The 13,639-nt window shown below is 66.2% G+C and carries 11 protein-coding genes; 2 read left to right on the forward strand and 9 right to left on the reverse strand.

Annotated elements, in window-relative coordinates; genetic code table 11:
- The first annotated feature begins 5 nt into the window (after positions 1-5).
- A complete protein-coding gene (locus tag ACZ1II_RS03370) occupies positions 6-800 on the forward strand; it encodes a sugar phosphate isomerase/epimerase family protein (protein ID WP_465144387.1) in 795 nt (264 codons plus the stop codon).
- Between the two features lie 7 nt (positions 801-807).
- On the opposite strand, the gene ACZ1II_RS03375 is transcribed toward ACZ1II_RS03370, so the two are convergent.
- The 3 genes from ACZ1II_RS03375 to ACZ1II_RS03385 all read right to left on the reverse strand — a co-directional run bounded on the left by ACZ1II_RS03375 (position 808) and on the right by ACZ1II_RS03385 (position 4,454).
- Positions 808-1,494 (reverse strand): SDR family oxidoreductase, encoded by a 687-nt coding sequence (locus ACZ1II_RS03375; RefSeq protein ID WP_465144388.1) that lies wholly within the window; start codon positions 1,492-1,494, stop codon positions 808-810.
- 161 nt (positions 1,495-1,655) lie between these two features.
- Positions 1,656-3,767 carry a TonB-dependent siderophore receptor gene (locus ACZ1II_RS03380; RefSeq protein ID WP_465144389.1) on the reverse strand — a complete coding sequence of 704 codons (2,112 nt, stop codon included), beginning with the start codon at positions 3,765-3,767 and terminating at the stop codon, positions 1,656-1,658.
- 216 nt (positions 3,768-3,983) lie between these two features.
- The gene (locus ACZ1II_RS03385; RefSeq protein ID WP_465144390.1) at positions 3,984-4,454 is read right to left on the reverse strand and encodes an Lrp/AsnC family transcriptional regulator; all 471 of its coding nucleotides are present in this window, start codon (positions 4,452-4,454) and stop codon (positions 3,984-3,986) included.
- 98 nt (positions 4,455-4,552) lie between these two features.
- Between ACZ1II_RS03385 and putA the strand changes: the two genes are divergently transcribed.
- Positions 4,553-8,158 carry a trifunctional transcriptional regulator/proline dehydrogenase/L-glutamate gamma-semialdehyde dehydrogenase gene (putA, locus tag ACZ1II_RS03390; protein ID WP_465144391.1) on the forward strand — a complete coding sequence of 1,202 codons (3,606 nt, stop codon included), beginning with the start codon at positions 4,553-4,555 and terminating at the stop codon, positions 8,156-8,158.
- Between the two features lie 61 nt (positions 8,159-8,219).
- On the opposite strand, the gene ACZ1II_RS03395 is transcribed toward putA, so the two are convergent.
- The 6 genes from ACZ1II_RS03395 to cobA all read right to left on the reverse strand — a co-directional run bounded on the left by ACZ1II_RS03395 (position 8,220) and on the right by cobA (position 13,607).
- Entirely contained in the window at positions 8,220-9,431 is a 1,212-nt protein-coding gene (locus ACZ1II_RS03395; protein WP_465144392.1) for an MFS transporter, read from the reverse strand.
- Between the two features lie 227 nt (positions 9,432-9,658).
- Complete coding sequence (locus ACZ1II_RS03400; protein ID WP_465144393.1) at positions 9,659-10,459, reverse strand: phosphoadenylyl-sulfate reductase; 801 nt, start codon at positions 10,457-10,459, stop codon at positions 9,659-9,661.
- Positions 10,460-10,482: 23 nt separating this feature from the next.
- Positions 10,483-10,917 (reverse strand): DUF934 domain-containing protein, encoded by a 435-nt coding sequence (locus tag ACZ1II_RS03405; protein ID WP_465144394.1) that lies wholly within the window; start codon positions 10,915-10,917, stop codon positions 10,483-10,485.
- On the reverse strand, positions 10,910-12,544 hold the full coding sequence (locus ACZ1II_RS03410; RefSeq protein ID WP_465144395.1) for a nitrite/sulfite reductase: 1,635 nt from the start codon (positions 12,542-12,544) through the stop codon (positions 10,910-10,912). Before ACZ1II_RS03410 ends, ACZ1II_RS03405 begins: the two co-directional genes overlap by 8 nt.
- Positions 12,544-12,840, reverse strand: coding sequence for a DUF2849 domain-containing protein (locus ACZ1II_RS03415; RefSeq protein ID WP_465144396.1), 297 nt, complete (start codon positions 12,838-12,840; stop codon positions 12,544-12,546). Before ACZ1II_RS03415 ends, ACZ1II_RS03410 begins: the two co-directional genes overlap by 1 nt.
- Complete coding sequence (cobA, locus tag ACZ1II_RS03420; RefSeq protein WP_465144397.1) at positions 12,837-13,607, reverse strand: uroporphyrinogen-III C-methyltransferase; 771 nt, start codon at positions 13,605-13,607, stop codon at positions 12,837-12,839. The genes ACZ1II_RS03415 and cobA overlap by 4 nt, the downstream gene beginning before the upstream one ends.
- Positions 13,608-13,639 lie beyond the last annotated feature (32 nt).

The raw sequence follows: 13,639 nt of genomic DNA on the forward strand, positions 1-13,639 counted from the left end.
GGACCATGGCGCGCAGGCTTTCGCTCGCCTCGGGCGTGCTGCCCGAATTCGGCGCGGTGGACGTGGTGGAGGCGGGGGCGGCAAGCGGCTTCGACGCGGTCGGCCTGTGGGTCGACCCGGCGGAATGGACCGCGCAGCACACCCGCGATACCCGCGCGGCGCTGGTGCGATCCGGGATGCCCGTCCTCGATGTCGAAGTGGTGTGGATCAAGCCGGATTCCGTGCTCGACGACCACCGCAAGGTGATCGATGTGGGCGCTGACCTCGGCGCGGCCAATGTCCTGTGCGTTTCCTCCGATCCCGAACATGGCAGAGCGGTGGCGCAGTTCGCCGCACTCTGCCGCCATGCCGAGGGTTCGGGCATGCGCGTGGCGCTGGAATTCGGTATTTTCACCGAGGTGAAGAATCTGGGGCAGGCGCTGGGAGTGATCGGCCAGGTGGATCATCCGCTGGCGGCATTGCTGGTCGATCCGATCCATGTCGACCGTTCGGGCACCAGACTGTCGGAGATCGCCGCCCTCGATCCGGCGCTGCTGCCCTATGCCCAGTTCTGCGATGCGCGTGCGGAGCGCCCCGATCCCACCGACTTCCCCGCCGTGATTGCCGATGCGGTGGACTTGCGCGAGCAGTGCGGGGAGGGGGCGTTGCCGCTGGCGGCGCTGCTCGAAGCCTTGCCGCGCGACGTGCCGCTGTCCATCGAACTGCGCTCTGCCGCGTTGCGCGAGGCTTTCAGCGATCCCATCCTGCGCGCCAAGGCGGTGCTGGATGCGACACGCGGCTGGCTGGAGAGCCTCGCCTGAGCGCGCGCTACCAGGCGTGCGGCTCGCCGTTCCATTTGTAGAAACCGCCCGACATTTCCGGTGTCAGCCCGTCTGTCAGCGCGGCGATGCCTGCGGCGCTTTCCTGCGAGGTGAGATCGGCCCCGGCGCCGCCCATGTCGGTCTGGACCCAGCCCGGATGCACGCTGATCGCGATGATGCCCCGATCCTTCGTGCCCAGCGCGATGGAAAGCATGAGCCGGTGCAGCGCCGCTTTTGAGGCCGCATAGACCTCGTAGCCCCCATAGGGCCACGTCGAGGCGCCGACCTGGCTGCCGAAGCTGACGACTTTCGCACCTGGTTTCAGGCGCGGCAGGAACGCCTGGAACACGCGCATCGGGCCGTTGACGTTGATGTTGAACACATCGAGCCATGCAGCGAAGTCGGCGCTTTCCAGTTCCGGCGCGGTGTTGCCGGAAACGCCCGCGACATTGTAGAGCACGTCGATCGCTGCATCGCCGGTATCGGCGGCGCCGGTCCTGACCGATGTATCGTCGGCAACGTCCATGGCATGGAGCGTCAACTGCCCATCGGAACTATCGGCGAGGGCCTTTAGCGCCTCGGCACTGTCCGGACTGCGCAGGAGGGCGAAGACGCGGTCTCCTCTGCCGAGATGCAGCCTGACGAGTTCTAGCGCGATCCCGCGTCCTGCTCCGGTGATTGCGACGTTGGCCATCGGATTCCCTTCTTCATGCTGTCCCGCTTCATGTCGGCGAGCCTAGCAAAGGGGCGGGCGAGGTTGACCTGCCTATTCGGTCAGGCCGGTTCGGAAGTCCAATATCTAGGCACCGGAATCCCGAGCCGGGGCAGGGCGCGCCCGGCTCGGGTCCGATTGCGTCACATGCGCAGGCCGACCGTGGCGAAGAGCGTACGAGCCTGTCCAGGCACGACGCGCAGCGCGTTGCCCGAGGACTGGTCGTAGTTGCGGTTGGTCAGGTTGCGCAGCGTCAAGCGGGCATAGGCGCTATGGCCCGAACGCAAGGGCATGACGTAGCCGGCGTTGAGATCGAACGTCGTATAGGCCGCCAGATGGAACGGCACCGTCGTCGTGCCGTTAGGGGCCTGCGACAGCCCGCCGTAGCGGCGGCCGACATGGAATACCCCGCCGCCCAGTGACAGGCCTTCCAGAACGCCGCCGGGGCGATAGGAGAGCGAGGCGCTGCCCGTGTGACGGGCGACGTTGACCACTTCGTCGGCCAGCGTGCTCTGGGGGTTACGGGCGTCGGTATAGGCATAGGAGACGATCGCGCTCAGCCGCCTGGTGATCTCGCCGGCGAGATCGAACTCGATGCCCTTCGAGGTGACCTTGTCGCGCGCTTCGGTGATCGAATTGCCGTCGCCGATGTCGACGGTTTCCAGCACGTTGTTCTTGCGGATGTCGTATGCGGCGAGCGTCGCGATCACGCCGTCGAGGACTTCGCCCTTGATGCCGATCTCGTAGCTGCGGCTCTTTTCCGGCGGGAAGGGGCCGGAAGCGGGCTGGTCGCCCTGAGCGGGAACCGAAGGGTTCGGCGCGAAGGCGCGCGCATAGCTGGCGTAGAGCGAGACGTTCTGCCGCGGCTGGTAGACCAGGCCGACGCGGGGCAGGAAGGTGTCGCTCTTCGACTGGTTCCGGGGACGGGCCAGCGTGCCTTCGCGCTGGAAGTCCTTGAACGTTTCGTAGCGTCCACCGAACACGAAGGTCCAGGAATCGTCCAGCATGACGAGGTCCTGGAAATAGAGGCCCGTGGTCTTGTAGCTGTCGATCGTCGCGGAATTGGGTGTGACCGTGAGGTTGGCGTAGTTCTGGTCGAGCAGGCCGTAGACCGGATCGAACACGTTGAAACCGCCGCGCCGCGGGGAATCGACCTGATATCCGCGCCGGCTGCGGTAGTTCTCGTAGTCGGCGCCGAACAGCAGCTTGTGGCGCAGGCCAAGCCAGCCGAGATCGCCGTGCAGGTTGAGCGAAACGTAGTCGCGGTCGTCGCTGAGATCGCGATTGCCGTCGAGGCTGCGGATCAGTTCGCCGGTCGGCTGACCGTCGGGGCCGACCACGAGGCTGCGCGGACGGACCTGAAGGTCGGAACCCGAGGTGCGTTGGAGGGCGTATTTCGCCTCGACCCGCCATCCTTCCGCGAAGCGATAGGTCAGCAGCAGGTTGCCCGAATGCAGCCGCTGCTTGAGCGTCGTGAAGGATTCGCCGAAATAGCGCGTCGAGGGCGTGTCCACCCGCTTGCCGTTGAAGTAGACGCGGCCCCGGTCGAACGGCTGGGTGCTGTCGGTATATTCGTAAGCCGCGAGCACGCTGACCTTGCCGCCGGTCCACGACAGGCTGGGGGCCACGTAAGTGCGCTCGACATCGTGCCCATGGCGGCGCCAGTAGTCGCTGTCCTCGTATTCACCGACGACGCGGAAGGCGAAGCCGCCGCCGAGCGGGCCGGTCACGTCGGCGACCTGGCGGCTCTGGCCGCGCGAGCTGAAATTGGTGTTCAGGTTGTAGTGGAAGCTGTCCAGCGGCTTCTTGGTGATGACGTTGATGAGGCCGCCGGGTTCGAAACGCCCGTAGAGCAGCGAGGCAGGCCCCTTCAGCACTTCGACCCTCTCGGTCGAGGCATTGAGCGCGCGAACCTGGACGCTGGTATAGCCGTCGCGCAGGATCGTGCCCTGACCGCTTTCGAAGCCGCGGATCATGAAGTTGTCACCGGTATTGCCGAAGCTGTTGGCCTCGGTGATCCCGCTGACGTTGCGCAGCACGTCGGTGAGAGTCTGGGCGGATTGTTCGAGAATCACTTCGTCGGTGACGGCAGCTACCGATTGCGGCGTCTTGAGCAGCGGCACGTCGATCTTCATGCCGGTCGTGGCCGAGGAGACGCCGTAGCGTCCTTCGGTGACGCCGTTGACGACGATCGAGTTCGAATCGTCCTCTTCCGCGGCCATGGCTGGAATCGCGATGAGAGGAGTGGCCATCATGGCGATGGCCGCGCTGGAAAACCGGGAAATGGAAATTGTCGCACCCTTGATACATATGTTGCAGTGCAGCGCATTGATGCATTTGCGAAGCATTTGCAACCATACGTGAGTTTAGGGAGCAAGGCAGGCGCGATGTCAGTGGCCAACACGCGATAAAGCGTGCCGGTTCAGCGATTTGTCGTGATAACTGAAAGAGCGGCGTCTGCCGCAGACAGCCTAGCTGTTGGCGTCTTTCACCGTTTCCATCGCCACATATGTAGAGGTGCTGGAGACATGCGGCAGGCTGGAAAGCTTCTCCCCAAGCACGGCCCGGTAGCGATGGATGTCGCGGGTGCGGACCTTGAGGAGGTAGTCGAAGTGGCTGGCGAGCATATGGCACTCCTCCACTTCCGGAATGCGCTGGATCGCCGCGTTGAATTCGCGCAGCGCCTGTTCGCGGGTGTCGGAGAGTTTGACTTCGGTGAAAGCCACATGGTCCAGCCCCAGCGCGACCGGATCGATGACGGCACGAAAGCCCCGGATCACGCCCGATTGGGTCAGGCGGCGCAGGCGCACCTGACAGGGCGTTTTCGAAAGTCCGACGACTCGCGCAAGGTCCGTCACGCTCATCCGGCCGTCTTCGCGCAGCGCGGCGACGATCTTGCGGTCGTAGTCGTCCAGAATGACCGGATCGGTGCGTTTTGCCATGCGATTGAACTGCCGATGAGACGAAGATAAGTCCGAATGGATCGTCTTGTGCCTCTGAAAAGTCGGATTGCCAAGCGGGCTTGCGATATTGGCGATTCATGACCCAGACCTCGCCCGCTCACGCGCCTTTCGCCGCCTTCGCCCCCGCTGTCAGCGAACCGACCCCGCTGCGCCGCGCGATCACCGATGCCTTCCGCCGCGACGAGGCCGCCTGCATGGCGCCGCTGCTCGAAGCCGCGACCCTGCCCGAGGCGCAGCGCCGCGATGTGCGCGAGACCGCGAGCGCGCTCGTCACCACCTTGCGCGCCAATCACAAGGGCACCGGCGTCGAGGGCCTCGTCCAGGAATATTCGCTGTCGAGCCAGGAAGGCGTGGCGCTCATGTGCCTGGCCGAGGCGCTGCTGCGCATTCCCGACAATGCCACCCGCGATGCCCTGATCCGCGACAAGATTTCCGACGGCGACTGGAGCGCGCATCTCGGCGGCGGCAAGTCGATGTTCGTCAATGCCGCGACCTGGGGTCTGGTGGTGACCGGCAAGCTGGTCGGCTCGGTCGATGACAAGGGCCTCGGCGCTGCGCTGACCCGTCTGGTCGCCCGCGCGGGCGAGCCGGTGATCCGGCGCGGCGTCGATCTCGCCATGCGCCTGATGGGCGAGCAGTTCGTTACCGGCGAGACCATCGGCGAGGCGGTGAAGCGCGCCAAGGAACTGGAAGCGAAAGGCTTCCGCTACAGCTACGACATGCTGGGCGAAGCGGCGACCACCGCCGCCGATGCCGATCGCTACAACGACGACTACGTGAACGCGATCCACGCCATCGGCAAGGCCAGCGCGGGTCGCGGCATCTACGAAGGTCCGGGCATCTCGATCAAGCTTTCCGCGCTCCACCCGCGCTACAGCCGCGCGCAGGCGGGCCGGGTGATGGGCGAACTGCTGCCGCGCGTGAAGGCGCTGGCGGTGCTCGCCAAGGGCTACGACATCGGTCTCAACATCGATGCCGAGGAGGCCGACCGCCTAGAACTCTCGCTCGACCTGCTGGAAGCGCTGGCGCTCGATCCGGACCTCAAGGGCTGGGACGGTCTCGGCTTCGTGGTGCAGGCCTATGGCAAACGCTGCCCCTTCGTGCTCGACTGGATCATCGACCTTGGCCGCCGCGCCGGTCGCCGGATGATGGTGCGTCTGGTCAAGGGCGCCTATTGGGACGCCGAGATCAAGCGCGCGCAGGTGGACGGCCTCGCCGACTTCCCGGTCTATACCCGCAAGGTCCACACCGACGTGTCCTATGTCGCCTGCGCCAGGAAGCTGCTGGCGGCGCCGGACGCAGTGTTCCCGCAGTTCGCGACGCATAACGCGCAGACGCTGGCGACGATCTACCACCTCGCCGGGCCGGACTTCGTGATCGGCCGCTACGAGTTCCAGTGCCTCCACGGCATGGGTGAGCCACTCTATTCGCAGGTCGTGGGCAAGGACAATCTCGACCGCCCCTGCCGCATCTATGCGCCGGTGGGCACTCATGAGACGCTGCTGGCCTACCTCGTGCGCCGCCTGCTGGAAAACGGCGCGAACTCCTCGTTCGTGAACCGCATCGCCGATCCCGCCGTGCCGGTTGAAGACATGGTCGCCGATCCGGTCGAGGTCGTGCGCGCCATGCCCAATCCCGGAGCCCGTCACGACCTGATCCCGCTGGCCGCCGACCTCTACCCCGGTCGTCGCAATTCGGACGGCATCGACATGGCCGACGAGACCGCGCTCGCCGTGCTTTCGGAAGACCTGCGCCGCTCCGCTGCGCGCGAATGGTTCGCCATGCCGGCCAATGCGCAGGGCGAGGCGCGCGCCGTGCTCAACCCGGCGGACCATGAGGACGTGGTTGGCCGGGTGATCGAGGTCGCCCCCGAAGCGGCTGCGGTCGCCGTCGCACGTGCCGCGATCAGCCGCTGGGGTCAGGTGCCGGTGGCCGAGCGCGCCGCGATGCTCGATGCCGCCGCCGATGCCATGCAGGCGCGGATCGGCCTGCTCATGGGCCTCGTCATCCGCGAGGCGGGCAAGTCCGCGGCCAATGCCATTGCCGAAGTGCGTGAGGCGATCGACTTCCTACGCTATTACGCGAAGCAGGCACGCGAGACTTTTGGTGCCGATCAGGCGCCGCTCGGGCCGGTGGTCTGCATCAGTCCCTGGAACTTCCCGCTAGCGATCTTCGCCGGACAGGTCGCCGCCGCGCTGGTCGCGGGCAATCCGGTGCTGGCCAAGCCCGCCGAGGAAACCCCGCTGATCGCCGCCGAGGCGGTGCGCCTGCTCCATGAGGCGGGCGTTCCCAAGGACGCGCTCCAGCTGCTGCCGGGCGAGGGCATGCTTGGCGCCGCGCTGGTCGCCGCGCCGCAAGTGGCCGCCGTCATGTTCACTGGCTCGACTGAAGTGGCGCGCCTGATCCAAAAGCAGCTTGCGGGCCGGGTCTCGGCTCAGGGCCATGCGATCCCGTTCATTGCCGAGACTGGCGGTCAGAACGCGATGATCGTCGATTCCTCGGCGCTGGCCGAACAGGTGGTGGCGGACGTGATCGCCTCGGCCTTCGACTCGGCGGGACAGCGCTGCTCGGCGCTCCGCGTCCTCTGCCTTCAGGAAGACGTGGCCGACCGCACCCTGACGATGCTCAAGGGCGCGCTGGCGCAGCTGCGCGTGGGCAATACGCAGGAACTCGCGGTCGATATCGGCCCGGTCATTACCGCCGAGGCCAAGGGCATGATCGACGGCCATGTCGCCCGCATGAAGTCGCGCGGCTGCAAGGTCGAGCAAGTGGCGATCCCGGCGACCTGCGAGGCGGGAACTTTCGTCGCGCCCACCATCGTCGAGATCGCGAGCATCGCCCAGCTCGAACGCGAGGTGTTCGGGCCAGTACTGCACGTCGTGCGCTTCAAGCGCGACGACCTGCCCGCGCTGATCGAGGCGATCAACGATACCGGCTACGGTCTGACGTTCGGCCTCCACACCCGCCTCGACGCGACGGTGGAGCAGGTGACTTCGGCGATCCGCGCGGGCAACCTCTACGTCAACCGCAATACCATCGGCGCGATCGTCGGCGTGCAGCCGTTCGGCGGGCGCGGGCTTTCGGGCACTGGGCCGAAGGCGGGCGGGCCGCTTTATCTGGGCCGCCTTGCGTCGCTGGCGCCGCAAGTGCTGGATGCGCCGGCGCAGACGGCGCCGCTGGTCGAGGCTTTCGCGACCTGGCTGAGCGGACAGGGTGACGCGGCCTCGGCGGTGGCGGCGCGGGCGATGGCGGCCTCTTCGGCGCTGGGTCTCGAACTGGCGCTGCCGGGGCCGGTCGGCGAGACCAACCTCTATGCTCTCCACCCGCGTGGCCGGGTGCTGCTGCGTCCGGCGACCGCCGAGGGTCTTTACGGCCAGATGGCGGCAGTGCTCGCCAGCGGCAATACCGCGACGGTCGAGGGCATGGCGCTTCCGGCAGGACTCCCGGAAGCGGTGGCGGCGCGCTTTGCGCCGGATGCGGGCGAGCACTTCGCGGCCTGTCTGGTGGAAGGCGATGCCGAAGCGGTCCGCGCGGCCTGCAAGGCGGTGGCAGAGCTGTCGGGGCCGATCGTTCCGGTCCACACTTCGGCGGGACCGAACCTCGTCTGGCTGTTGGAGGAAGTCTCGACCTCGATCAACACTACCGCGGCGGGCGGCAATGCCAGCCTGATGATGATCGGCTGATACGAAAAGGCCCGCGAGTTCATCACTCGCGGGCCTTTTTCATGAGGTGGGGTAAACCGTCTCAGCAAGCGGGGACAGGTTCTCCGCTCACGTCGCTCTCGCGCTTGTGGAGGGCGAGGGTCACGAGGAAGATCGCAAGACCGCCGAGCGAGAGGCACATGCCGATCCAGCCGGTCGAGGTCAGGCCAAAGCCCGCCGAGATTGCCAGGCCGCCGAGCCAGGGGCCGAGCGCGTTCGCCATGTTGAAGGCGCTGTGGTGCGCGGCGGCGGCGAGCGCCTGGGCGTCTCCAGCCACGTCCATCAGGCGGGTCTGGAGGATCGTGCCGAGACCGCCCGCAAAACCGATCAGCAGGACGACCACGCTGAGCGTCCACACGTTGCTGGCGGCCATCGGGAACAGCGCGAGGGCGAAGGCGCTGAACAGCAGGGCGCCGATCGCGGCCTTGTTCAGCGAGCGGTCGGCGGCCCAGGCCCAGAACAGGTTGCCCACCGTCATGCCGACGCCGAAGACCGCGAGGACCACCGGCACGAGGTGCTCGGAAACCTTGGTCACTTCGATCATCGTCGAGGCGATGTAGGTGTAGACGGCGAAGAGGCCGCCGAAGCCGATGGCCCCGGTCAGCAGGGTCAGCAGCACTTGCGGGCGGCGCAGGGCGCCGAGTTCGCGCATCGGGCTGGCGCCCTCGGCAGCTTTCTGGTGCGGAGCATAGAGCGCGACGAGCGCCATGGTGATGATCGCGAGCACCGAGACGATCGCAAAACCGGTGCGCCAGCCGAAGGCCTGCCCCAGCCAGTTGGCCAGCGGAACGCCGATGATCGTGGCGACGGTCAGGCCCGACATGACCAGCGCGACGGACTGCGCGCGCTTGTTGGCAGGCACCATCGAGGCGGCGACCAGCGCGGCGATGCCGAAGTAGGCGCCGTGGGGCAGGCCGCTGATGAAGCGGAACAGCAGGAGCAGCGGATAAGTCGGCGCCATGGCGGAAAGCCCGTTGCCCACCGCGAAGAGCGCCATCAGCCCGATCAGCAGCGCCCGGCGCGGCAGCTTGGCGGCCAGCACCGCGATCACCGGCGCGCCGACGACCACGCCCAGTGCATAGGTACTGATCGCATGGCCCGCTTCAGGCTCGGTCAAGCCGAGATCGCGCGCGAAATAGGGCACGAGGCTCATCGCGGCGAATTCGGTGGTGCCGATGGCGAAGGCACCCATCGCCAGCGCCAGGATGACGAGGGCGGGATGGGTATGAAGCTGGGCGTTCTGCTGTCTGGTCATGTTGCACTGCAATATTGGGGGCATTTGCGATCTAGTGGACCGCTTCGCCATGCCAACCCGCTGAGAGGTGCAATAATTGCATCCGCGGTCTCGTTTGTTGCAATGTATTGCGGGCGGTTGCGCCGAGGTTTTGTGGCTTGCCGGGAAAAGTAACCTCACTCGAACGCGCAACGTCATCCTGAACTTGTTTCAGGATGACGGGTGGAGAGAGGGACTGCCGGTGCCGTTTAAAGCCCCGGATCGAACTCCGGCGCGTTCTTGGTCGTGTAGTCCGAATGGGTGGCGACATGGATGCCGCATTCGGTCTTGTTCCAGCCGCGCCAGCGGCCCGAGCGGGGGTCTTCGCCTTCCGCGACCTTGCTGGTGCAGGGCATGCAGCCGATCGAGGGATAGCCCTGCGACACCAGCGGATGGGGCGGCAGGTCATGCTCGGCGATATAGGCGGCGATGCGGTCGGGCGACCAGTCGATCAGCGGATTGACCTTGAGGCGGCCCTGGCTGTCGGTGGTATCGATCTCGAAACGGGGCAGGGTGGCGCGGGTCGAGGCCTGGAAGGCCTTGCGGCCGGTCAGCGAGGCGTCGAAGCCGAGCAGCGCCTTTTCCAGCGGCTTGACCTTGCGGATTTCGCAGCAGCCGTCCGGGTCGTAGGACCAGCGCAGCCCGTTCTCGTCCTTCTTCGCCAATTCCTCGGCATCGGGGACGAGGTTGACGAGGTTGGTCAGGCCGAGGCGCTCGATCAGCAGGTCGCGATAGGCCAGCGTTTCGGGGAAATGCTTGCCGGTTTCCAGGAACAGCACCGGCACGCGGGGATCGACGCGGCTGACGAGGTGCAGCAGAACCGCCGATTCCGCACCGAAGCTGGACACGATCGCGATATCGCCCGCCATGCCTTCCTTGAACACCGTTTCAAGCATCTCGCTCGTGTCGGTGCCGCGGAAGAGGCGGTTGAGGCGAACGGCATCGGCTTCGTCGAAACGAGGGCCGGTGTCGATCAGGTCGCGGATACGTGCAGCTTCGGTGTGGGGCATTTCTATTCCCTTCCGGTGGACGCTTACGCCGGGTGGCGCTTCGCCCAGATCGCCGGGCGACCGTCGACGACGGTGGCCTGGTAGACGTTTTCCCAGCGATCGAACGCGGTGCGGGCGTCCTCTTCGTTGAGGGCCTTTTCGGGCGCGAAGGCATCGAAGCCGCAGCGCCGCAGGTGATGGAGCATGTCGATCACGAGATCGCCCACCGCGCGCAATTCGCCCGCGTAGCCCGCTTCGCGCAGGATACGAGCCGAGGAATAGCCGCGTCCGTCGGTCCAGGCCGGGAAGCTCACTTCGATCAGCGAGAGCCGGTCGAGGTGAGGCAGCAGCTCGCGCGCGTCGTCGCCCGGTTCGAGGCGGACAGCGGTGGCGTTGGACTGTTCGGAGAACGAATCCACGGTGACGGCCGGGTCGTTGACGGTTTCGTCGTCACGGAAGCGGAACTGGACGTCAACCATAGATGGCCTCCTTGAACGGGTCCATGCCGATGCGGCGATAGGTGTCGAGGAAGCGTTCCTCGCCCTGCTTGTTGGCGAGATAGACTTCGGTGGCCTTTTCGATGGCATCGACCACGCCGTCCTCGGTGAAGCCGGGGCCGATGATCTTCGCCAGCGAGGTATCCGCGCCCTCGCTGCCGCCGAACAGGAGCTGGTAGTTTTCCAGACCCTTCTTGTCGACGCCGAGGATGCCGATGTGGCCCGCGTGGTGGTGGCCGCAGGCATTGATGCAGCCTGAGATCTTGAGCTTCAGTTCGCCGATCTCGGCCTGGCGCTTGGCGCTGCCGAAACGCTCGGAAATCTTCTGCGCGACCGGGATCGAGCGGGCATTGGCCAGCGAGCAATAGTCGAGGCCGGGGCAGGCGATGATGTCGCCCACGGTGTCGAGGTTGGCGGTGGCGAGACCGGCTTCGTCCAGCGCCTGCCACACCGTGTAGAGGTCAGCCTTCTTAACGTGCGGGAAGACGATGTTCTGGGCATGGGTCACGCGCAGTTCGTCGAAGCTGTAGTCCTTGGCCAGCTTCGCCATCAGGCGGATCTGGTCGGCGGTGGCGTCGCCGGGAATGCCGCCCACGGGCTTGAGGCTGACCGTGGCGATCACGTAGCCCGCCTGCTTGTGGGCATGGGTGTTGCGCTCCACCCAGAGGCGGAAGTCGGGATCGGTGAGGTCCAGATCGTCCGAAGCGGCGCTATCGTAGGCCGGGCCGGTGAAGTGGGCCTTGATGCGCTCCAGTTCGGCGAGCGGCGGCTCGATCGGCTGGGTGAGCAGATGCGCGAACTCTTCCTCGACCTGGCGGACATATTCGTCGCGGCCCAGTTCGTGGACGAGGATCTTGATGCGCGCCTTGTACTTGTTGTCGCGGCGGCCGTAGCGGTTGTAGACGCGCAGGCAGGCTTCCGAGAAGGTGATGAGCTGGTCCAGCGGCACGAAGTCGCGGATCAGCGGGGCGATCATCGGGGTGCGGCCCATGCCGCCACCGGCATAGAACTGGGCGCCGATCTCGCCCGCGTCGTTACGCACCATCTTGATGCCGATGTCGTGCAGACGCATCGCCGCGCGGTCCTTTTCGGACGCGATGACGGCGATCTTGAACTTGCGCGGCAGCACCAGGAATTCTGGGTGGAAGCTGGACCACTGGCGCAGCAATTCGGCGTAAGGGCGCGGATCGACGATCTCGTCGGCGGCGGCACCGGCGAACTGGTCGGAAGAGATGTTGCGGATGCAGTTGCCGCTGGTCTGGATGGCATGCATCTCCACCTTGGCGAGTTCGGCCAGGATGTCGGGCGTGTCTTCCAGCTTGATCCAGTTGTACTGGATGTTCTGGCGGGTGGTGAAGTGGCCGTAGCCGCGGTCGTACTTGTCCGCGATGTCGCCCAGCAGCGTCATCTGCGCCGAATTCATCGTGCCATAGGGCACCGCGACGCGCAGCATGTAGGCGTGGAGCTGGAGGTAGAGGCCGTTCTGCAGGCGCAGCGGCTTGAACTGGTCCTCGGTGAGATCACCGGCAAGGCGGCGGCGCACCTGGTCGCGGAATTCCGCGACGCGGGTATCGACCATCTGCTGGTCGTATTCGTCGTACTTGTACATCAGATCACCCAGTCTGCGGCTGCGGGGTCGGACGGCTTGAGCGTCAGGTCGAGGCGAACGGTCGGCCCGAGGGCACGGATGCGCTCCTTGATGTGGGCCGGGCGAATGCCTTCGGAGGTCTTCTCGCCATCGACGACATAGGCGCCGACGACGTTCTGGGCGCCTTCCTCGCGCGCGGCGAGAGCGGCGCCATGTTCGCCCACGTCGGCGGATTCATCGACGTCGAGCGACCAGCCCACGCCGGTCCACCAGATGACCGCTCCGGTCTTCAGGTCGTTGCCCGTCAGAATCTTCACTTTGTTGCCTCCAGCGCCATGGCGCGAATGGTGTTGTCGGGTTCTGCGGTGACGTGGCCGATAACGATAAGCGCGGGACTTTGCACCTTCGCATCCGCGATCAGGTCGGCCAGTCCGGCGAGCGGCCCGCGCAGCACCCGCATGGCCGAGCGGGTGGCGTTCTCGATCACCGCCACCGGCACGTCGGGCGCGAGGCCGTCAGCCATGAGCTTCTCGGCGATCTGGGCGGCAGTGGCGATGCCCATGAAGATCACCAGTGTACGACCTTTGCCCGCAAGGCCCGACCAGTCCTGATCGGTTAGCCCCTTGCACTGGCCGGCCACGAAAGTGACGATCGAGGCATGGTCGCGGTGGGTCAGCGGGATCTGCGCGGCGGCCGAGGCGCCGAGCGCCGAGGAAATGCCCGGCACCACTTCCACCGGAACTCCGGCGGCATGACAGGCTTCGGCTTCCTCGCCGCCGCGGCCGAACACGAAGGGATCGCCGCCCTTGAGGCGCACGACATCGTGCCCCGCCAGCGCCTCGCGCACGAGCAGGGCGTTGATCTCTTCCTGCTTCATCGTGTGGCGGGCGCGGCTCTTGGCCACCGAGATCAGCCGGGCCGAAGGCTTCGCCATGGCCAGGATCGCCGGATCGACGAGCCCGTCATGCACGATCAGCGCGGCATTCATCAGCAGCCGCGCGGCGCGCAGGGTCAGGAGATCGGGGTCCCCGGGACCGGCGCCGACCAGAAAGACTCGACCTGAGGAGGCAGGATTCGCTTGCATGGTGGCGCAGATGATCCTCTGCGCCCCGGATT

Source organism: Novosphingobium sp. BL-S-20 (genome assembly GCF_055521635.1).